The following is a 19,640-nucleotide window of genomic DNA, read 5'->3' on the forward strand; positions in this document are numbered from 1 at the left end:
GGCTCGACCGACCGGCGCGACGAATATCCGATCGATCAACGCGCCTCGGCCGCCCACGCCTCGGCATCCGCGCCGGCCGGAATGCGCATCGGGCTCGACGGATCGGTCGCTGCCCGCCATACGGCTTCGGCGACGTCCTGCGCATGGGTGATCGGCCCCGATGCATCGAGCATCCGCGCGACGGCCTTCCCGACAAACTCCGCATACGCTTCATGCTCGAAGCCATGCATGTTCGCGCGCGCGTTGTCGCCGAAGCGCGTGTCGGGCGCCCGGCCCGGCAACACGAGATGCGCGCGCACGCCGAACGGTTCGAGCTCGACCGCCATCGATTCGGTGTACGCATTGACCGCCGCCTTGCTCGCGCGGTACGCGCCGACCAGCGGCAACGCCTTCAACGTGACGCTCGACGTGACGTTCACGACCACCCCGGCCCCGCGCGCGCGAAACTGCGGCAGCACGGCCTGCGTGAGCGCGATCGTGCCGAGCGTGTTGGTCTCGAATAGCGCACGCACCGTATCGAGCGGCATGAGCTCGGCCGGCGCGGCCGCGCCGAAACCCGCGTTGTTGACGAGCACGTCGATCGGGCCCGCCGCGTCGATCGCAGCACGGATGCTGTCCGCGTTCGTCACGTCGAGCGGCAGCACGCGCAGGTTGGCCGACGGCGGCAGCACGTCTTCGCGCGGCGTGCGCATCGTCGCGACGACTTGCCAGTCGCGAGCCAGGAAATGGCGGGCGATCTCGAGGCCGAAGCCGGAGGAACAGCCGGTGATCAGTACGGTCTTCATGTGAACTCCTGTGATGTGTCATGTGTCGGGCAGGTGTTCGTACGATAGATGGCCGGATCCGTATTCGCTACAATCGAAAATCCGCTTTTCTTTTGCGAGAGTCCGGCGATGATCGACCCGCTGACCGAAGTCGTGACGCTGTTGCAACCGGGCGCGCGGTACTCGAAGTACGTGCGCGGCGCGAGCCCGTGGGCGATCAGCCGCACGGTCGCCGGCGAACCGTTCTACTGCGCGATCCTCGACGGCGGGTGCCGGATCGCGATCGACGGGCACGCACCGATCGAACTGTTGCCCGGCGACTTCATGCTGATTCCGGCGGCCCAAGGCGTCGCGATGTCGAGCCTCGAACCACCGGCACCGGGCGTCGAAACCGCGCCGCCAGTCGCGCTCGACCACGGCGAATACCGGATCGGCGACGCCGCCAACCCGGTCGACACGCGGATGATGGCCGGCAACTGCAGCTTCGGTTCGCCCGATGCATCGCTGCTGGTGTCGCTCCTGCCGCAATTCGTGCACGTGCGCGGCGAACCGCGGTTGACCACGCTCGTGCAACTGGTGCGCGACGAATCGCGTGCGCAGCGGCCGGCCCGCGAGATCGTGCTGGCGCGCCTGCTGGAAGTGCTGCTGATCGAGGCGCTGCGCTTCACGTCCGGCACGAACGCGTCGCCCGGCCTCGTGCGCGGGCTTGCCGACAGCCGCCTCGCAGCCGCGATCCGGCGGATGCACGAACGTCCCGCGCACCCCTGGACGGTCGTCGAGCTGGCAAAGGAAGCCGCGCTGTCGCGCTCGACGTTCTTCGAACGCTTCAGCCGCGCGGTCGGCGTCGCACCGATGGAATACCTGCTGACATGGCGCATGGCGCTCGCGAAGGACCTGCTCCGGCGCAACGAGGGCCGTATCGCGGAGATCGCGGGGCGTGTCGGCTATAGCTCGGCCAGCACGTTCAGCGTCGCGTTCACGCGGCACGTCGGCCGGCCGCCCGCGCAATATGCGCGCGACGAACAGGCGACGACGAACGACGCGTGAATGGCCGCGGCCGGGGCATCCGGCAGCGCGTGAGCGGGCGGCATCGGCGTACACTGCAGGACACGTCACGACGCGGCACGAAACGAGCGATGGAGAGGGACACGGCGACGAACGGCAACGACACGCGCGACCACTGGCTCGTCGCTCGGCGCGATGCGGACACCGGCATCGAGAGCCTGCATGCGCATTTCAGCGGCCATGCATACGATGCGCACGATCACGACGACATGCTGGTCGGTTTCACCGAACAGGGCGTGCAGCAATTCCAGTGCCACCGGTCGGTGCATACGAGCGTGCCGGGCCGCGCGATCCTGATCGAGCCGGGCGCGCTGCACGATGGCCACGCGCCCGAAGCCGGCGGCTTCACGTACGGAATGCTGTACCTCCCGCAGGCATGGGTCGAGCGAGCGGCACGCCGGCTGGACCTGCCGGGCTTCGGCGGCGTCGAAGCCGCGTTCGGCCACACGCTGGTCGACGATCGCGGCCTCGTCGACACGATCCGGCAGGCGTTCGTCGCGCTCCACGGCAACGAGGGCAAGCTCGCACGCGACCAGGCGCTCGACCGCCTGCTGACGCGGCTCGGCGGCGAATTGCGCGCCCCGCTTGAGAGCAGCGGCCATGCCGTCGCGCCCGCGATTGCCCGCGCGCGCGATCTGCTGCATGCGCGCATGAGCGACGATATCGGCCTCGATGCACTCGTCGATCTCACCGGGATCGACCGGTTCCGGCTGACGCGGCTGTTCCAGCGCGCGTACGGCACGTCGCCGCACGCATACCTGGTGCGCGTGCGGCTACGCGCCGCGCGCCGCCTGCTGGCCGCCGGCCGCACGCCCGCACAGGTCGCTGCCGACGTCGGCTTCGCCGACCAGAGCCACCTCGGCCGCTGGTTCCGCCGCGCATACCGGATCACGCCGGCTGCGTACCGGCAGATGTGCACAAACGTTCCAGACTGATCGCACGCGGCATCCGATCATGTGCGCTTCAACGAGGAGCAATCATGTTCGATACCAAGGTGGCGCTGATCGTGCGCGACGATCTCGCGGCGTGGCAGAAACTCAATGTCGTCGCGTTTCTCGCGACGGGCGTCGCGGCTGAAGCGCCCGAAGCGCTCGGCGAGCCTTACGAGGATGCGGCGGGACGCCGCTACGGCCGCATGCTGGGCCAGCCGATGCTGGTGTTCGCCGCCGATTTGAACGGCCTGCAGGCCGCGCACCGGCAGGCGCTGTCGCGCGAACTCACGATCGTGCCCTACGTGCACGCGATGTTTTCGACCGGGCACGACGCGGCCAACCGCGAAGTCTTTCGTGCCGGCGATGCCGAGCATCCCGACCTCGTCGGGCTGGCGTTGCGCGGGCCGAAGAAGGCGGTCGACAAGGCCGTGAAGGGGTTGGCGCTGCATACGTGAACACCCCGGCAGCCCCCGCATCCCGGATCAACGATGCGCGAGCACGTTGACGAGCTTGCCGAACGGATCGCGCACGTAAAACCGCCGCACGCCCCAAGGCTCGTCAGCCGGGCCGTATTCGACGGGAATCCCGGCCGCATGCACGCGTGCGAGTGCTTCGTCGACGTCGTCGACCTCGATCGACAGATCGGGCGTCGGCGTACCCGCCCCGCCCTGCGATGCGAAGCTGATCTGCACGTCCATCTGCTCGGCATTGCCATAGGTTGCGATCCAGCCGTGGTCCATCAGCAAGTCGAGGCCGAAGATCCGCTGATAGAAGCGCTTTGCGTCGTCGACTGATCGTGTGTCGATATTGGCGACGATCCGTTTGACCTTCATCGGATTCCTTCACAGGTCGTGACAGTACCGCGACGCTACACCGGAATCGCGTGCACAACCAGCGCATCAGCGCCCGGCCGCTTCCATCCTGGCACGCCGGGCCCGGGTGGCCCGCTCGCCTGGCTTGCCGGCCAGCCACACACCGATCGCGACGACGACGATGCCGAGATAGGTCGACACCGCGATGCTGTCGCCGAACATCCACGCGGCCCAGGTCAGCGTCACCGGCGGTTCGAGATAAACGAGGGTCGCCACGCGCGTCGCGGGCATGCGCTTGAGCAGCGCCCACAACGACAGGTAGGCGATGAAAGTCGAGAAAACCGTCAGCCACACGACGGACACCCACACATCCGGCTGACGGACGACGGCAATCGCGCCGCGCTGCATTTGCGCGACGTGCTGAAAAGCACGTTCAGGATCGGCCAGGGTAGAAAAGGCATCGGCAGATCGAGGTCGAGGTCGAACGGCTGCCGATAGAGGTGTTTCGCGTCGCCGCCAGGCGTAGCCGGATCAACTACGATCGAAGCCGAATCGGCTACACCATTCGCGTAGACCGCCGGCCCGTTGCAGGCCGGCGGCTTCCTTCATCAACCGCCGAGGTACGCCTGCTTGATCCGGTCGTTCGCGAGCAGGTTCGCGCCCGTATCGGCAAGCACCACGCGCCCCGTTTCGAGCACGTAGCCGCGATCGGCCACACCGAGCGCCTTGTTCGCGTTCTGCTCGACGAGGAACACCGTGACGCCCTCGTCGCGGATCGTCCTGATGATGTCGAAGATCTGCGCGATCACGAGCGGCGCGAGGCCGAGCGTCGGTTCGTCGAGCAGCAGCAGGCGCGGCTTGCTCATCAGCGCGCGGCCGATCGCCAGCATCTGCTGCTCGCCGCCCGACATCGTGCCGGCCCGCTGCGTCGCGCGCTCCTTCAGGCGCGGAAACAGCTTGAACACGTGCTCGATGCCGTCGTCGATCTCGTGACGGCTCGCGAAGAAGCCGCCCATTTTCAGGTTCTCGAGCACCGTCAGGCTCGGGAACACGCGCCGCCCTTCCGGCGAGATCGCCATCCCCTGCCGCATGATCTGGTGCGTCGACATCGCGGTGATGTCGTTGCCCTCGAACAGCACGCGGCCCGACGATGCGCGCGGCGTGCCGCACACGGTCATCATCAACGTCGTCTTGCCGGCGCCGTTGCTGCCGATCAGCGTGACGATCTCGCCCTTGTTCACCTCGATCGACACGCCCGCGAGCGCCTCGACCGCGCCGTAGTGCGTATGGACCTGTTCCAGCTTCAGCATCACTCTTCCCCCAGATACGCCTTGATCACGCGCGGGTCGTTGCGGACCGCTTCCGGCGTGCCGATCACGATCGGCCGGCCGTGCTCCATCACGAGGATGCGATCGGACACACCCATCACGAGGCTCATGTCGTGTTCGATCAGCAGCACCGACACGCCGAACTCGCGGCGCAGCTTGTCGATCAGATGCTGCAGTTCGACCTTCTCCTGCGGGTTGAGGCCGGCCGCCGGCTCGTCGAGCATCAGCAGGCGCGGCTCGGTGATCATGCAGCGCGCAATCTCCAGACGCCGCTGATGCCCGTACGACAGCGTGCCGGCCGGCCGGTTGGCGACCGACGTCAGCCCCATCCGGTCGAGCCACACCGCCGCGCGCTCGAGCGCGTCCTTCTCGGCACGGCGATACGCGGGCGTCGAGAAGAGGCCCGGCAGCAATCCCGCCTTCACCTTGCGGTGCTGCGCGACGAGCAGGTTCTCGACGACGGTCAGCGACTTGAACAGGCGGATGTTCTGGAACGTCCGCACGAGGCCCTTCAACGCGATCTTGTGGCTCGGCAGCCCCGCGATCGCGTGGCCGTCGAGCACGACGTCGCCGCCGGTCGGCTTGTAGAAGCCGCCGACGCAGTTGAACACCGTGGTCTTGCCCGCGCCGTTCGGCCCGATGATCGCGAATACTTCATCGCGGCGCACGTCGAAATCGATCCCGTCCACCGCGAGCAACCCGCCGAAGCGCATCTGCAGCCCGGCGACCTTCAACAGTTCTGCATGTGCGCTCATCGCGGCAGCTCCACGTGGGGACGGCTCGCGGGCAGCAGGCCCTGCGGACGCCACATCATCATCAACACCATCACCAGACCGAAGATCAGCATCCGGTACTCGGCGAAGCCGCGCGCGACTTCCGGCAGCACGGTCAGCAGGATCGCCGCGAGAATCACGCCGAGCTGCGAACCCATCCCGCCGAGCACGACGATCGCGAGGATCAGCGCCGATTCGATGAAGGTGAACGATTCAGGATTCACGAGGCCCTGGCGTGCCGCGAAGAACGCGCCGCCGATGCCCGCGAACGCCGCGCCGAGCGTGAACGCCGACAGCTTGATGCGCGTCGGGTTCAGGCCGAGCGAACGGCACGCGATCTCGTCGTCGCGCAGCGCTTCCCACGCACGGCCCATCGGCATGCGGATCAGGCGGCTCGTGACGAACAGCGTGAAGCCGACCAGCACGAGCGCGAGCAGGTACAGGAAGATCACTACGTGGTCGCCGCTGTATTCCAGCCCGATCAGTTCGTGGAACGTCTTCGCGCCTTCGACGCTCGCGCTGCGCGCCATCTCGTAGCCGAACACGGTCGGCTTCGGGATGCCCGAGATGCCGTCCGGGCCGCCCGTGAGGCTCGTCAGGTTGTTCGCGAGCAGGCGGATGATTTCGCCGAAGCCGAGCGTGACGATCGCGAGATAGTCGCCGCGCAGCCGCAGCACCGGGAAGCCGAGCAGGAAGCCGAACGTCGCGGCCGCGATCGCGGCGAGCGGCAGGCACTCCCAGAACGACAGCCCGAAGTACTGGTTCAGCATCGCGTACGTATAGCCGCCGACCGCGTAGAACCCGACATAACCGAGATCCAGCAGCCCCGCGAAACCGACCACGATGTTCAGCCCGAGGCCGAGGATCACGTAGATCAGCGCGAGCGTCGCGACGTCCACCGCGCCGCGCGAGCCGAAGAACGGCCACACGAGCCCGACCGCGAGCAGCACCCATACGACCGCGCGCTGCTGCCGCGCGCCCATCGCGGGCATCGCCGGCAGCTTCACCGCCGATTTCGCGCGCACGAGCCACGGCTTGAACAGCTGGAACAGGAACACGGCCGCGACCGCGATCCACACCGGCCGCCAGTGCGGCGTGAGCACCACCTGATAGCCGTCGAGCTTCAGTTGCAGCCCGAGCACCGGAATCGTGAGGATCGCCGTCAGGAACGCGGCGGCCACGGCATTTTTCAGCGCCTGGCCGAACGAAGCGTCGGCGGCCGGGCGGCGAACGGAAATGACTGTACTCATCTGCGTCTCCGTCAAACCTTTTCGATGTCCGACTTGCCGAGCAGGCCGGTCGGGCGGAAGAGCAGGATCAGCACGAGCAGGCCGAACGCAACGACGTCCTTGTACTCGGCCGGCATGTAGCCTGCGGCGAAGGTTTCAGCGAGGCCCAGCAGCACGCCGCCGAGCATCGCGCCCGGGATGCTGCCGATCCCGCCGAGCACCGCGGCGGTGAACGCCTTGATGCCCGCGACGAAGCCGATATACGGGTTCAGCTTGCCGATCGTCAGCCCGATCAGCACGCCGCCGACGGCCGCCAGCATCGCGCCGAGCACGAACGTGAACGAGATCACGCGGTTCGTGTCGATGCCGAGCAGGTTCGCCATCTTCATGTCCTCGGCGCACGCGCGGCAGGCACGGCCCATCCGCGAATGCGAGATGAACAGCGTGAGCGCGATCATCAGCACGACCGTCACGCAGACGATCAGCAGGCGCGCATACGGGATCGTCACGTCGAAGTCGCCGCCGAGATGGATGTCGAACGCGCCGGAGATCAGCACCGGCACGGACACGTCGCGCGCGCCCTGGCCGATCTGCACGTAGTTCTGCAGGAAGATCGACATGCCGATCGCGGAGATCAGCGGCACGAGGCGCGGGCCGCCGCGCAGCGGCCGATACGCGACACGCTCGACCGCGAAACCGTACAGCCCGGTGACGATCACCGACACGATCAGTGCGGCGCCGAGCACGAGCGGCAGTGGATAACCGGCGGAGATGCCGATGGCCGTCAGGGTGACGAGGCCCACGTATGCGCCGATCATGTAGATCTCGCCGTGGGCGAAGTTGATCATGCCGATGATGCCGTAGACCATCGAATAGCCGATGGCGATCAGCGCATAGATCGCACCCAGCGTCAGGCCGTTGACCAGCTGCTGGGCGAATTGCGGAAAGAAGTCAGTCATGTGCGGGAAGCTCCCGTTGGCGCTGTGTCGCGTACCGCGCCGGATCACGGCATTCGGCCGCGCGCAACGCACGGTGTCGTCTCGGGCCGCCTGCCGGCCGCGCACTGGGGACATGCGCGGCGCGAATGCACACCCGCCCCGTCCGGGTTTCGGACAGGGCGGATGCGTGGGCGGGTACTCCGTATTACTTGGCGGCGGTCTTCGTCGCGTCCTTGTGCCACGTGTACACGACGAACTTGAACGCCTTCAGGTCGCCCTGCGCGTCATACGCGACCTTGCCGATCGGCGTGTCGAACGTCGTCTTGTGCATGTACGCGGCGACCTTGGTCGGGTCGGTCGTCTTCGCGCCGGCGATCGCGTCGGCGATGATCTTCACCGCGGCGTACGACGGCATCTGGAACGGGCCGTTCGGATCGCGCTTCTTGTCCGCGAACGCCTTCACGAGCGCCGCGTTGGCCGGATCGGCGGAGAAGTCGGCCGGCAGCGTGACGAGCATGCCTTCCGAGGCCGGGCCGGCGATTGCCGTCACGTCCTTGTTGCCCACGCCTTCAGGCCCCATGAAGGTGGCCTTCACGCCCTGCTCGCGCGCCTGGCGCAGCAGCAGGCCCATTTCCGGGTGGTAGCCGCCGAAGTAGACGAAATCGACGCCTTGCGACTTCAGCTTCGTGATGATCGCCGAGTAGTCCGAATCGCCGGCGTTGATGCCTTCGAACAGCACGACCGGGATCTTCGCGGCTTCGAGGTCCTTCTTCACCGACGATGCGATGCCCTGGCCGTACGACTGCTTGTCGTGCAGCACCGCGACCTTCTTCGGCTTCACGTTGTTGATGATGAAGTGCGCGGCGGCCGGGCCTTGCTGGTCGTCACGGCCGATCGTGCGGAAGATGAAGTGACGCTTCTTGCCTTCCGTCAGCTGCGGTGCGGTGGCCGACGGCGTGACCATCACGATGCCTTCGTTCTCGTAGATGTCGGAGGCCGGGATCGTCGACCCCGAGCACACGTGGCCGATCACGTACTTGATCTTCTGGCTGACGATCTTGTTGGCGACGGCGACGGCCTGCTTCGGTTCGCATGCGTCGTCCATCATCACCACTTCGAACTTGTTGCCGCCCGCACCGCCTGCTGCGTTGACCTGCTCGATCGCGGTCAGCGCGCCGGCCTTCACCATGTCGCCGTATTGGGCGACCGAGCCGCTCATCGGACCAGCGATGGCGATCTTCACGGTTTCCGCTTGCGCGGTGGCCGCGCCGGCGGCGAACAGCACGGCGGCGACGGAAATGGACGTAAGACGGGACAGCGTCATCTGGGAGCTCCTCGATGTTGTTTAGTCATACGGGCAAAGGCGGCATGACTTGCGCAATCGAACAGCACCCGGGGCGAGGACATGGGACACGCCCGAGACACATAGAAGACGGAACTCCAGCGGAATGTTGCGTAGCGGGGCCCGGCTCTTGCAGTCCCCGAAGGGGACGTCTGGTTCGGAAAGACATCGTGATGCGTCTTGCATTGCGCAAGCGTTTCGCCTGCCCCGCTTGCCAAACCGCTTGATCGGAGGGGTGGTCCGACAGCCGTTGGCAAGGCAGTCGAAATTATATGGGCGTTTTTAAATCGTCTGTCAAAAATGCCGGTCTACCGAGGGAAAACACGTAGAGAGGTTGTGGCAGTCGGTAGCAATGACGGCGCAACCTTGGGGGCCCTGGGGTGCTTGATGGGAGTGCAATCTGGTTGCTATTGGCGGGGGTTTTTCGGCGCTGTGCCTTGTCGGGATTGGGATTGGGTGATAGGCGATTTTTCGTGGTGCGTGGCGGGGCTGTAAAGGGTCGCATCGTCGTTCTTCAATCGACTGATGATTGGTTTGGTGAGCACCATTGCAGTGCGTTGGGTGGAGGCGCTCAATCCTTCTGTTTGCCGACGATTCTCGATCGTTAGAAAGGTGATTGTTATTGATGTGAAATAATACGAATTCGCCTCTGCAATCCAGCCAGCCTTCCTGCGAGACGCGTCCACCGCGCCTCGCAGTCGCTTCAGGGCCACTTCAACGCCCGCCCGTCGCCCAGCCGCCAGCCAGTGATCTGCCGTTTTGTTCATTGCACATCACCTGATTGGGATCGCTCATGAATCATCCGTTTCGCCTTTCCTCCGCCGCCGCGATCGCGTGCGCGCTTTCTGTTTCTACCGCCAATGCGTCGGGCCGCGATACGCTGACCGATCGGTCGGCCGGTGCCAATGTCTTTCGTTCCGAACGGCGCGCCGCCATTCGCGATGATGGACATACGGCACGTTTGAACCGCCGCCGCTCGCAGTACGCTGCGCCCGTGGAGCGTAGTCCTTTCGATGCGCCGGATACGCGGCCGTTGCGTGTAACGGGCGATGCGCTTGTGGCAGCGCCGCCTTCGTCGGAACATGAACCCGAGTTGGTGCTGCCCGCGAATCGGGTCGCGCTCGGGGCGGGTGGCAGCGACAGTTTTGGCCGCGCGGTGCCTGGATACGAGCAGCGTGAGCAGAACTGGAATGAATACCTGCGGGCGAATGGCTCGCGACCGGCGGGGAGTGGCGGATCATATGCGGCGCAGCGGCCGTACGACGCGCCGCGCGGGCCGCATGGTGCACCGAATCCGTTCGATCCGTCCGTGCCACAGCCGGAGACGCGGACGTTCTATGACAATGGAGCGGGGACGCATTGCACAGCTACCGGCGGTGCGGGGACGTCGCGGTCTTCTTGCAATATCGCTTGGTGATCCGCTCGTCGCGGGTGGCTTAGGTTGCCCTGCCCGGCGCGCTGCGCGAGTTCGCGCAGCGCGACCGCATCTTGCGGCGTTGCCTTTTACAACTGCGTGATGATCAGCCTGCCGGGCTCAATATCGATTCGCGCCTTTCGGCCCGGGACAAAACACGCATCGCTGATCAGCCACATTCCACCAATCTTCATGTACGGAAAGATCTTCTCCGGCTTGAGGTCGGTTTTCGGCGTACCCCACATTTCCTAAATCGTGACGAAACGTTCCGTCTTTGGTGGTCGTGCTTTATGATTCGGCTTAGCCATGGGCAACGCCCACTTAGTTGGCCGCGGTTAGCGGGTCGTGAGTGTTGGTAGCACTTGCGGCCTGCGCTCGTTTACTGCGGCGTTTTAGTGGTTCGGAATCCTTCTTTGTTGGTATTCGGTGGATACAGTGCCTTGATAGGGAGTCGGCGCGTGTGGCACATCCATTCACGCGCTCGGCGTGCACGCAATCATCATCAGTTGGACATTGCCTATTAGACCATCACCGACGCGTATTGAGCTGCACGTTAGCCATTGGGATAGGCACGCGACTTGGTCAGTCCTCGGTTTATTGCGCGCCTCGAAGCCAATGGGGAGCAAATCGACGCAAGCGCGATCCGTCCCTGACACGACTGATCAGCACGTGACGATTTGAAACGGTTCGGCCTTGGCCACGCGCCACGTATAGCCGCTACCGGTACGGCGGTGAGCCTGCGCTTCCCCTAACGCGAACGCGCATAGCGGTTGCCGTGGTCGTTACGATGGCATCCGCATTAGACATTCGCGCAGGCGCTTAATCAACTCCGGGTTGTCAGTGCAATCGATAGGGCGGATGTTGTCGAGTGCCGGGACGTTCAAACTTATCCACTTCTGCGCCGACTTCGGGCCGGCAACCCAGTAGATCGTGTAAGCAAGATCAAGGTGCCCATTTAGAGCCTTGGCGAGATCTCGGACCTCCGGCAAATCCTTGTATTTCGCGAAAAGATCGGAGAATTTTTTCCAGACATCGTCACCAGCGTAGTACTGTTCGAGCTGATTCAACAGAGCACCCCCAAAAAGAAGCTAGATCGCCATCCTCATGATCATGCGCCAACGGCACGAGCACTACACCGTCACAATTCTGGCTGACTCAGCCTCCCGTACGTGAGTGCATGTGTAGTTGCTCTCGATGTCTTGGACCTCGGCAGATACCAGTCGTCCACCCGTACCGCAGCGATAAGAAAGCTCCATACTCGGTGTGCCAGTCGCCGCGCGGTACGGAATCTTCTTCGGCAACAGCGCGCAAGTATTGCGGTAAACAGTCGGCCGCTGTAGCGCGTGTAGTCGTCCACCGCATCCTTCGGGCGTGTGATTCGGAATCGGTCGAATCGCTTACGATCCGCGCCAATCAGGAAACGCGCTCACGGTAGCTTTCGCACCGGCTTATTCGTGGACGCTTTTTGCCAGGCGAGCAATATTCCCGCCTCTCCGCAAGCGTTGTTGACTTCGGGCAAAGCAGTCGCATCGACCGACCAAATCCACATGCCATTTGAAATGCTTTCCAACGATCCTCGAGAAGAATCAGATCCGATCCATTCTTTCAATGAAAGATCGTTGACGCGAATCTCCAGATGTTCTTCATTGAGAACATTCAGGGGATAAACCATCCTGAGTTTTGCTCCTTCGTAGCTCGCCGACCCTGGCGACCTATTAGGAAGCTCCCTGGTGAAAAGAGATGTATTTTCAAAAGGAAAAATTCCAACCAGATTAACACCAGTCGAATATTTGAACGCAATCGACGAATTTTCCGCATCGTAAGCGATCGCGTATTTAAATCTCACATTAATGGCCGCATGCTTTATAAATTTCACTATTTCTTCACTCACCTCGCCAATTGACCTCCCTATCTGGACATCAACAAATGATAGCCCCTCAAATTCCGGAGCATTGTGGCCAAATGAAATAACTGGGACGCCACCATTTTCCTCGTCGTTATATACCTGAAATTCAACGACCTCCCAAGCTGCAATCCTACCCCTTAATTCAGCGATAGACGTTTCATGATCATCAGCAAATCTCTCTCGGTTCCGGACAACGAATTCCAGAAAAACCGCCTTAGTTGCTTCTCCACCAAATTGACGAAACAGGCTTTCAGCCAATGACAGAGCGGACTCGACCTGAGTCGGATCGGTTCCATAAATTACGATTCCAGCGCTCATCTCTTCTCAGACTCCTGATATTGAGGCGAGAACAATTCCGTTCGCGTCTTAGTTGGAAAATTCCGGCTCTTGAAGCTCCGGCGCATCTGGCCCAGTAGATCCGAGGAAGAATCGAATCCGAATTAGCTGTCGCACTTCCCCGCTACGGTTTGTCTTTCGCGCATCTCCAAGGATCATCTCGAAGAGACATCGCTTTCCGGCGCACCGTGCGGCGAGTTCGTTCCTCTCGAATTTGCCCACCACCTGCAAGTAGGCCCTTGCGCCAAAGGCAACGTCTGGAAGCGTATCAAGATTGAGGTAATTTGTATGCAGCACTGCCCGTGATCTACGTTTCGGGCTCGTCATTGACTCATACCTTCATCGTACGACCTAGATCGAACCAATATTTGGCCATGGGAAATCAGTGGATCAACAGTCTGCATGCTAGCTGCTTGAGTATTCGACGGATGCTCTCCGAGAGTTTAATTTCAAGCCGCATGAAATCTCAATGCACCTCCGTCACTGTCTTCAAACGTAACCTACTGGCTGCCTATGGCGGCATTCCAAGCCCGCTCAAAATCTTCTTGTTTAATTTCGTCTTTTAACGAAAGATTAAGATCACCCCTCACTCCATCAAAGAGCAAAAATCCCATATCAGGATTCCAATCCTGTAAGGATGAAGACGCGTAGACCTTTCCACTATCAGGACAGCTGATCTGACGTGCCGCAACACCATTGACAAATTCCGTAAAAATCTCTCCGAAACCACACGGAAACTCCGTCCTAGAGCGAAAATACTCTCTTTTCATGAATAGATCGATCCGCCCATCTTCATTCGACACGAAATGTCAACCGTTAAAAAATCATCAAAACCCACACGAGCTCGAAAAATAAGGAAAGCAACGCTGCCTCGCTCGATTCCAGGTCGCTCATGCATATAATTACCTACAATATTCTTTTATAACACCCTCATCAAACGACTTACTTCCTGACACCCTACTTCCCAATAAATAATCAACATCCAGCCCACCCAATTCGACACCATTTCTTTTCGCCGCAAAAACAATGGTCAAAAGTGGATAGGAATAATAGTTTGGATTTTCCATTACATCCCAAATCAATCGAGCCCCAACCTCCATCGCATTTATGACCCTAGGCAAATAAATACCTGTCACTTTTTCGCACATCCATCGACACGTTGATTCGACTTCCATCTCGTTCTGCGGCAAGTCAACTGCACCACCGGGATTCGGAGAGAATGACTTTACTCTCTCCATGGATGTATTCATCGCGAGCACCAACCCCGTAGGTATCCTCGGCTTATACGGGGGATTATTTTTTTTAAAAAAATCCTGAAGATCAGGCGAATCGGCAGCAGCGGAAAGAATGTAGCCATTTGCATTCTTCAGGAATCTGAATCCAATTCGCCCGTTACCCACACCTTCTCGACCGACAAGAATTTCCCCCTTTGACACCTTAGCACCACTCTCAGCGACCTTTTCCTTGAGAACTTCCTGCAATCTTTTTTCAAAAATCTTCCTTAACTCCGCACTCACCTTGCACACCTCAGAATTTCAGCCATGGAATAGTGCATCGTACGAAATATCACGCCCCCAGGCACCTCACCTATATCTACATTGCCAGCTTCGGTCCAAATTTCCCAGTTTTTCCCCGCCGACGACCTAATTACCGCACAACCAATTCCGGCGACCGTATCGATGCCATCCATTCTTTTTGCATCGAACTGTTCCAAATCTTGTAGCAGCCTGCAAGATCAACTTATTCAATGCTCACACTCAGACCCCAGCTACCTGTTGTCATTGATCGCCAGGAATTAAGCTCTTCAAATAGGAAAGAATTTTCCTCCCGAGAGGAGACCCTAAATTTCCATTCAAAAATATGATCTCGCCATACTCATCCATCGAAACACCAATATCATGTTCGCAAATATAATTACACAGTGTATCCAGAGCCAAGGGCGCCTCATTGAAATCGATATATCCTAACGCAAATCTTATTTCATTTTCGGAAAGACGACCATTAAACCCCTCTCCAAGCACCCTCAATCTCTCCAAATCTTCCATTTATTTCGCCTCCGGTAAAATCGGAATAGGTTCATTGTCCGGGAATGCTGTCACGATTCGGCCAACAGCAGGCTGATAAACAGTGCGAATTCGCACACCATCTCTCACTTCCCAAGACACCCACGTGGCCGGCTCTCCCGCCTTTGTTAGAGCCCCGCCGGTTCCTGTCTGGGCGTACCATTTGGTGTTCGGAGAATTAACAACGCCGTCAACCTCAGAAATAATCTTTGTTGCATCCCACGATTCTGGAAATACGGTTTTCCCGGGATTACCGGGCCACATATGCCCGCCACTCGTAGGACTATCACCATAAAGGATATGTTTACGTGCTTTTGGATCACATCCAAACAATCCAAGTGGATCAATCCAGCTTATCGGATTGCCATTGGCATATTGATATAGATTAACCCCACCTGCCAGACCGATCGGGTCCGGACTAATATAACGTCCAACGTCAGGATCGTAGTATCGGAACAGGTTGTAATGTAGCCCCGTCTCTCGATCTAGATATTGCCCCTGGAAACGCAGGTTCTGCGGCCGCGGCACGGAACTCGGTCCAGATGCGGTCCCCTGCACTTCACCCCATGCCGGAATTGGCCGCTGTGACTCCCGCACGATCCAATCCTCCCGGACCGCGCTCCCCCACATCTTGTAGCGAGCCTGCCAGGTCAGTTCGCCATCGGCATTGGTCAGTTCCTCCGGCAACCCCGACACATCATTGTGGAAATAGTAAACCGCATCCCTCGCATCAGCATCGTTAGCCGCCGGCTTGCCCTGATCGATTCGCGCAAGCGGCACATAGCTATTAGCCTCATACAAATACGTCAGCGCTTCCTCGCCCTGACGGTCGTGATACGTCTCCTGCACAAGCCGCATGCCATCCCACAGGAAATCCGTACTCGCGTAACTGCCGTTGAGCTTCCGAATCCGCCGACCAAACGCGTCGTATTCAAAATGCGTCGTCGAGATCCCAAGCCGATCCTTCGTCACGACGGTCTTCAACTGGTTCCAATCGTCGTACTCAAGAATCAGTTCCTTGGCAGGCCCATGACCACTCACCTTGCGAACCAGCCGACCATAAACGTCATACTCGAAACGCTTGTCCTCGAACATCTTGAGCCGGTTGTGCTCGACGTAGCCACCCGGATGATCGCTCGACACCAGGTTAGCCGCCGCATCCCAGCGAAACACCTCCGACGGTAATCCCGGCCCCGCCGCCTGTTCAATGCGCCCCGTCGGGTCATACCGGTAGTTCGTCGTCCCATAACGCTGATCGCGCTTCTGGATCACATCGCCCGCTGCATCGTATTGCCACTGCTTCGCAAGCAGGTCATCAGCCGCATGGCCCCGCTGCGCAGCGTGCCGCGCGCGACGGCCTACCGCGTCGTATCCGAAATGACTGGTCAGCTTGCCCTGCGTTCGCAGCACCTCGCGATGCAGATCGTCCCGTTCGATGTCGGCGACCGCAGCACCGTCAACGCGAATCTGGTGCACATGTCCCGACCCGTAATGCAGCCAGTCGATCGTGCGCTCGCCGGAGATCGTGGTGCTGACGCGATTGCCGAGTTCATCATAGGTATGCGCGAGCCAGCCCGTCGGTGTGTATTCCTCGACGACCTCACCGCGAGCACCGTATTTCAAGCTGACCCGATTCTTCAGCGACGGGCCGCGAGCAGCCAGCGTGTACAACTCGGCGGATGTGATTCGGCTCGCCTTGTCGTACAGATATTCACACCGCTCATGCGCGGCTTGCTTCGCCGTCAGTCGACCGATCGCGTCGCGCTCGTATCGCGTCTCGATCTGTCCATCCCGGACACTCGTGCCTTGGCCGCACACGTCATATTCGTACGTACGCTTGTGACCATCGAGGCCGATCTGCGCAGAAACCAGATCGCGACGGTCATACTGGAAGCGATACGTCTCGCGATTCTCGTTGGTCAAACTCGCCAACCGGAACGCATCGTCGTACCCGAATCGCACGACACGATCAGCCGCATCCGTGCGTGCTATCAGCAATCCGCGCGGATTAAGTTCATAACGCGTGCTGCGCTGGTTCGCATCGACAACTTCAACGAGCCGCCCGGCTGCATCGTATCGAAACATCTGGCGCGCGCCGTCAGCCGTTCCGATCCCCGTGACGCGTCCCATCGCATCCGTTTCATAGACGGTGGACTGGCCCATCGCGTCGGTCACGCGCGCAAGCGCACCCCGCGCATCGTATGCAAACCGCGTGATCTTCCCGGAACAATCCGTGTACGAGGTCAACTGCGCGCGGCCGTTCCATTCGAGGAACTTGTAACCACCGCGCGCATCGCGGATCGTGTGTACCAACCCGCGTTCATCCCGGTGATACTCTGTCGAGAAGCCCGCCGGATCGCGCGTCATCGTCAGGTTGCCGCGATCGTCGTAGCGGTAAATCCAGCGCGCGTTGGCCGGATCGGTTTCCGCGACGGGCAGATCGTAGTGCCCGTTCCACTCGGTGCGCTCGACCTGGCCCAGTGCATCGATGCGCTGCGTCTGCCGCCCGCGCTCGTCATATTCGAAGCGGGTCGTGTTCCCTGCCGGATCGGTCGTACTGACCAACTGCCGCATCGCGTTCCATTCGAGTTGCCACACATGACCTTCGGCATCCGTATGACTCGTCGGCTGCTGATCCTCGTTCCACGTCCACTGCGTCACGCGGCCGATCTGGTCGGTGATCGTCACCGTGCGCCCGGCGAGGTCCGCATTGAACGTGTACGCTTCGCCGTCGTTGGTCCAGTGGCGCACGACACGTGCATCACGCCCGACACCCTCCCACGCATAGAAACACTGCAAGCCGCCACGCAACGTGTGCTGAACCATCAGTCCACGCTCGTACGCGAAACGTCGCGCGATATAGCCGCTGCGGTCGGTAACGGCAACCAGTTCGCCAGCATCGTTGTACGCGTAACGCACCAGCGTATCGGGTTGCTCACCGTCCACACCACGGGTCAGCTCGATCGCGGCAATGCGTCGGGCGTGCGACTTGTCGTAGGCGAACGCCAATACGCGACCAGCGCTGTCATGCAGCCGTGCCGGCCGCACGACCTCACCGGCCGCTTCCTGCTCCACCTCGATCCAGTTGCCGTTGCGATCCTCGAGACGCCACAGCTTGAGCGTTTCGTTACCCGCATCGCTCCGGGCACGACCGAAATCGCGATACACACCATCGACCGTCTCGACCACATAGTGGCCACCCTCGGTGCAGATCAGGTAAATGCCTTCAGGCACGCTGAAGTGACTCTCACCCGGCGACACGGCCGGGAACACGATATCGCGCCCCTGCTCGTCCCAGTAAGTGATCGACTGAACCTCGCCGTGTTCACGCGCGAGCCGCAGTTCGACGCTGATCGGCACGCTCCATCCCGTCCCGAACAGGCTGTCGGCACGATCATCGAGGCTGCTATAGAAACGCTGCCACACGATCGGCAACGGCCCGGGCAGTACGAAGTCGGTATCGTCCGTGCCGTCGAGAACCTTGCTGCCGGTAATGACGTTGACCGGATGCCCTGCCGACGGCCGCGCCAGGCTACCCAGCCAGGTACCGAACGCACCCGCCGCAAAATTCACCGCAAGACACGGCACCTTGCTCTTCAGGAACTGCCCCCAGCTCATCTTCCCGCGCCCGCAAACTGCGAGCGCAATACCCAGCGCCGCCCCCAGCCATCCGAGCCGGGTAGCCGACTTCACGTCCCTCACCCGCTGCGTGCCGCCGCCGATGAAAACGTTGTCCGAACCTTCGGCAATCGTCCCGTCGCACGTGGTCTTGTCCCCGACCCGCGCGGCCGGTTGATCGTTGATGTAAACACTCCCCGACCCATCGGCAATCATCTGCGGCCCGGGATGATCGGTACACGCAACGGTATCGAGATCGCCCGGCTTCGCCGCCCGCGCCGCCTTCTTGTTGTTGACGTAGACGTTCCCCGATCCGCTCGCGATCTTGCCCTTGATCTCGGGCGGCACCATCGAATTGGCCAGCGCCTTCGCGCCGTCGTCGATGGCTTCGTTCATCCCGCTCGCTTCCATCAGCGCGCCCGAGCCAACGGCCACGCCGACGCCAATCGCGATCACGAGCGGCGTCGCCAGCCCGGCCGTGCCGATCTCGAGCGCGGCGAGGCCGGCGAATATCAGCCCCTCCATCGCCTCCGCCACCAATGCCCCGACGATGGCGCCGCCGACGACCGACCCGACCGTACCGACCAGCTCACCCAGAAACGACGTGTGCTGGATCGGATCTTCGAAGCGAGCGGCCGCGAAGTTTTCCGCGCTCACGACGCGTCACCCGGCCCGAGCAGGGTCGGTCGCGCCGCGCGCGGCTGGAAACTGGCCAGCATGCGGTCGGCGACCGCCTGCTGTTCTTCGGTCAGCGGTGCCGCGCTGGTCAGCGTCATCACCAGCACGCGGCCGGCGTCGTCCGACGGAAACATGGTCTGCACCTGATGCCAGAGCCGGCCGTCCCGTTCGTGTGTGGAGTCGATCTGGATGCCCGCACGACCCGCCACCGTCACGGGCCGGCGTGCTTTCTCGGTCAGCATCCTGGCATCGCGCGACGCCACTTCCCATTCGCGCGCGACGAACGCGTCGAGATTCTCCCCGTCACGCAAGCGCCCGCGAGCGATCACGAGATTGAGGCCGCCGGGGCCGGCGTTCATCATCAGGATGTTGACCGTGCGATCAAGCGCCGCGTCCGGCAGTTCGAAGGTGCCTTCGTGAATTGCGTAGTGCATGGCTGGTT

The 19,640-nt window shown here is 61.5% G+C and carries 21 protein-coding genes; 4 read left to right on the top strand and 17 right to left on the bottom strand.

The window, feature by feature from the left end; all coding sequences use genetic code 11:
- Window positions 1–35 precede the first annotated feature (35 nt).
- Window positions 36–785: an SDR family oxidoreductase gene (locus tag AB3K92_RS19870; RefSeq protein WP_048024789.1), complete on the bottom strand. Its 750-nt coding sequence runs from the start codon at window positions 783–785 to the stop codon at window positions 36–38.
- A 48-nt stretch (window positions 786–833) separates the two neighbouring features.
- Here AB3K92_RS19870 and AB3K92_RS19875 point away from each other — a divergent pair, with 48 nt between their 5' ends.
- The 3 genes from AB3K92_RS19875 to AB3K92_RS19885 all read left to right on the top strand — a co-directional run bounded on the left by AB3K92_RS19875 (window position 834) and on the right by AB3K92_RS19885 (window position 3,216).
- Window positions 834–1,811, top strand: a complete 978-nt coding sequence (locus AB3K92_RS19875) for an AraC family transcriptional regulator (RefSeq protein WP_021161418.1) — start codon at window positions 834–836, stop codon at window positions 1,809–1,811.
- Window positions 1,812–1,900: 89 nt separating this feature from the next.
- Window positions 1,901–2,764: a helix-turn-helix domain-containing protein gene (locus tag AB3K92_RS19880; RefSeq protein ID WP_369465668.1), complete on the top strand. Its 864-nt coding sequence runs from the start codon at window positions 1,901–1,903 to the stop codon at window positions 2,762–2,764.
- A 44-nt stretch (window positions 2,765–2,808) separates the two neighbouring features.
- The gene (locus AB3K92_RS19885; RefSeq protein ID WP_021161420.1) at window positions 2,809–3,216 is read left to right on the top strand and encodes a DUF2000 domain-containing protein; all 408 of its coding nucleotides are present in this window, start codon (window positions 2,809–2,811) and stop codon (window positions 3,214–3,216) included.
- A gap of 27 nt (window positions 3,217–3,243) precedes the next feature.
- Here the strand turns inward: AB3K92_RS19885 and AB3K92_RS19890 are convergent, their stop codons facing one another.
- From AB3K92_RS19890 to AB3K92_RS19925, 8 genes are all read right to left on the bottom strand, one after another.
- Complete coding sequence (locus tag AB3K92_RS19890; protein WP_059698361.1) at window positions 3,244–3,594, bottom strand: VOC family protein; 351 nt, start codon at window positions 3,592–3,594, stop codon at window positions 3,244–3,246.
- A gap of 66 nt (window positions 3,595–3,660) precedes the next feature.
- Window positions 3,661–3,936 (bottom strand): EamA family transporter, encoded by a 276-nt coding sequence (locus AB3K92_RS19895; RefSeq protein WP_226281415.1) that lies wholly within the window; start codon window positions 3,934–3,936, stop codon window positions 3,661–3,663.
- A gap of 245 nt (window positions 3,937–4,181) precedes the next feature.
- Window positions 4,182–4,883: an ABC transporter ATP-binding protein gene (locus tag AB3K92_RS19900; protein WP_011694813.1), complete on the bottom strand. Its 702-nt coding sequence runs from the start codon at window positions 4,881–4,883 to the stop codon at window positions 4,182–4,184.
- Window positions 4,883–5,656: a high-affinity branched-chain amino acid ABC transporter ATP-binding protein LivG gene (livG, locus tag AB3K92_RS19905; protein ID WP_059497127.1), complete on the bottom strand. Its 774-nt coding sequence runs from the start codon at window positions 5,654–5,656 to the stop codon at window positions 4,883–4,885. Before livG ends, AB3K92_RS19900 begins: the two co-directional genes overlap by 1 nt.
- Window positions 5,653–6,924 (bottom strand): high-affinity branched-chain amino acid ABC transporter permease LivM, encoded by a 1,272-nt coding sequence (locus AB3K92_RS19910; RefSeq protein ID WP_042976328.1) that lies wholly within the window; start codon window positions 6,922–6,924, stop codon window positions 5,653–5,655. Before AB3K92_RS19910 ends, livG begins: the two co-directional genes overlap by 4 nt.
- An 11-nt stretch (window positions 6,925–6,935) precedes the next feature.
- Window positions 6,936–7,862, bottom strand: coding sequence for a high-affinity branched-chain amino acid ABC transporter permease LivH (gene livH / locus AB3K92_RS19915; RefSeq protein WP_027789674.1), 927 nt, complete (start codon window positions 7,860–7,862; stop codon window positions 6,936–6,938).
- 184 nt (window positions 7,863–8,046) lie between these two features.
- Window positions 8,047–9,165: a branched-chain amino acid ABC transporter substrate-binding protein gene (locus tag AB3K92_RS19920; protein ID WP_027789675.1), complete on the bottom strand. Its 1,119-nt coding sequence runs from the start codon at window positions 9,163–9,165 to the stop codon at window positions 8,047–8,049.
- Window positions 9,166–9,590: 425 nt separating this feature from the next.
- Window positions 9,591–9,950, bottom strand: coding sequence for a hypothetical protein (locus AB3K92_RS19925; protein WP_369465669.1), 360 nt, complete (start codon window positions 9,948–9,950; stop codon window positions 9,591–9,593).
- Between the two features lie 26 nt (window positions 9,951–9,976).
- Between AB3K92_RS19925 and AB3K92_RS19930 the strand changes: the two genes are divergently transcribed.
- A complete protein-coding gene (locus AB3K92_RS19930) occupies window positions 9,977–10,600 on the top strand; it encodes a hypothetical protein (protein ID WP_369465670.1) in 624 nt (207 codons plus the stop codon).
- Window positions 10,601–10,686: 86 nt separating this feature from the next.
- Here the strand turns inward: AB3K92_RS19930 and AB3K92_RS19935 are convergent, their stop codons facing one another.
- The 8 genes from AB3K92_RS19935 to AB3K92_RS19970 all read right to left on the bottom strand — a co-directional run bounded on the left by AB3K92_RS19935 (window position 10,687) and on the right by AB3K92_RS19970 (window position 19,632).
- Complete coding sequence (locus tag AB3K92_RS19935) at window positions 10,687–10,842, bottom strand: hypothetical protein (RefSeq protein ID WP_369465671.1); 156 nt, start codon at window positions 10,840–10,842, stop codon at window positions 10,687–10,689.
- A 537-nt stretch (window positions 10,843–11,379) separates the two neighbouring features.
- Complete coding sequence (locus tag AB3K92_RS19940; RefSeq protein WP_042976333.1) at window positions 11,380–11,664, bottom strand: hypothetical protein; 285 nt, start codon at window positions 11,662–11,664, stop codon at window positions 11,380–11,382.
- Window positions 11,665–12,023: 359 nt separating this feature from the next.
- Window positions 12,024–12,821: a hypothetical protein gene (locus AB3K92_RS19945; RefSeq protein ID WP_369465672.1), complete on the bottom strand. Its 798-nt coding sequence runs from the start codon at window positions 12,819–12,821 to the stop codon at window positions 12,024–12,026.
- 518 nt (window positions 12,822–13,339) lie between these two features.
- Window positions 13,340–13,609, bottom strand: coding sequence for a hypothetical protein (locus AB3K92_RS19950; protein WP_369465673.1), 270 nt, complete (start codon window positions 13,607–13,609; stop codon window positions 13,340–13,342).
- 132 nt (window positions 13,610–13,741) lie between these two features.
- The gene (locus AB3K92_RS19955; RefSeq protein ID WP_369465674.1) at window positions 13,742–14,356 is read right to left on the bottom strand and encodes a hypothetical protein; all 615 of its coding nucleotides are present in this window, start codon (window positions 14,354–14,356) and stop codon (window positions 13,742–13,744) included.
- Between the two features lie 261 nt (window positions 14,357–14,617).
- Window positions 14,618–14,884 carry a MafI family immunity protein gene (locus tag AB3K92_RS19960; RefSeq protein WP_369465675.1) on the bottom strand — a complete coding sequence of 89 codons (267 nt, stop codon included), beginning with the start codon at window positions 14,882–14,884 and terminating at the stop codon, window positions 14,618–14,620.
- Window positions 14,885–19,177: an RHS repeat-associated core domain-containing protein gene (locus AB3K92_RS19965; RefSeq protein ID WP_369465676.1), complete on the bottom strand. Its 4,293-nt coding sequence runs from the start codon at window positions 19,175–19,177 to the stop codon at window positions 14,885–14,887.
- Window positions 19,174–19,632, bottom strand: coding sequence for a DcrB-related protein (locus AB3K92_RS19970; protein WP_369465677.1), 459 nt, complete (start codon window positions 19,630–19,632; stop codon window positions 19,174–19,176). The genes AB3K92_RS19965 and AB3K92_RS19970 overlap by 4 nt, the downstream gene beginning before the upstream one ends.
- Between the last annotated feature and the right edge of the window lie 8 nt (window positions 19,633–19,640).

Origin of the sequence: Burkholderia sp. Bmkn7 (assembly GCF_041103175.1) — a bacterium.
Lineage (GTDB): Bacteria > Pseudomonadota > Gammaproteobacteria > Burkholderiales > Burkholderiaceae > Burkholderia > Burkholderia cepacia.

Coding starts and splice junctions, on each gene's coding strand:
- AB3K92_RS19930 (WP_369465670.1), top strand. CDS start 9,977: ATGAATCATCCGTTTCGCCTTTCCTCCGCCGCCGCGATCGCGTGCGCG.
- AB3K92_RS19885 (WP_021161420.1), top strand. CDS start 2,809: ATGTTCGATACCAAGGTGGCGCTGATCGTGCGCGACGATCTCGCGGCG.
- AB3K92_RS19920 (WP_027789675.1), bottom strand. CDS start 9,165: ATGACGCTGTCCCGTCTTACGTCCATTTCCGTCGCCGCCGTGCTGTTC.
- AB3K92_RS19875 (WP_021161418.1), top strand. CDS start 834: ATGGCCGGATCCGTATTCGCTACAATCGAAAATCCGCTTTTCTTTTGC.
- AB3K92_RS19950 (WP_369465673.1), bottom strand. CDS start 13,609: ATGAAAAGAGAGTATTTTCGCTCTAGGACGGAGTTTCCGTGTGGTTTC.
- AB3K92_RS19900 (WP_011694813.1), bottom strand. CDS start 4,883: ATGCTGAAGCTGGAACAGGTCCATACGCACTACGGCGCGGTCGAGGCG.
- livH (WP_027789674.1), bottom strand. CDS start 7,862: ATGACTGACTTCTTTCCGCAATTCGCCCAGCAGCTGGTCAACGGCCTG.
- AB3K92_RS19890 (WP_059698361.1), bottom strand. CDS start 3,594: ATGAAGGTCAAACGGATCGTCGCCAATATCGACACACGATCAGTCGAC.
- AB3K92_RS19880 (WP_369465668.1), top strand. CDS start 1,901: ATGGAGAGGGACACGGCGACGAACGGCAACGACACGCGCGACCACTGG.
- AB3K92_RS19960 (WP_369465675.1), bottom strand. CDS start 14,884: ATGGAAGATTTGGAGAGATTGAGGGTGCTTGGAGAGGGGTTTAATGGT.
- AB3K92_RS19935 (WP_369465671.1), bottom strand. CDS start 10,842: ATGTGGGGTACGCCGAAAACCGACCTCAAGCCGGAGAAGATCTTTCCG.
- livG (WP_059497127.1), bottom strand. CDS start 5,656: ATGAGCGCACATGCAGAACTGTTGAAGGTCGCCGGGCTGCAGATGCGC.
- AB3K92_RS19925 (WP_369465669.1), bottom strand. CDS start 9,950: ATGAACAAAACGGCAGATCACTGGCTGGCGGCTGGGCGACGGGCGGGC.
- AB3K92_RS19910 (WP_042976328.1), bottom strand. CDS start 6,924: ATGAGTACAGTCATTTCCGTTCGCCGCCCGGCCGCCGACGCTTCGTTC.
- AB3K92_RS19945 (WP_369465672.1), bottom strand. CDS start 12,821: ATGAGCGCTGGAATCGTAATTTATGGAACCGATCCGACTCAGGTCGAG.
- AB3K92_RS19970 (WP_369465677.1), bottom strand. CDS start 19,632: ATGCACTACGCAATTCACGAAGGCACCTTCGAACTGCCGGACGCGGCG.
- AB3K92_RS19870 (WP_048024789.1), bottom strand. CDS start 785: ATGAAGACCGTACTGATCACCGGCTGTTCCTCCGGCTTCGGCCTCGAG.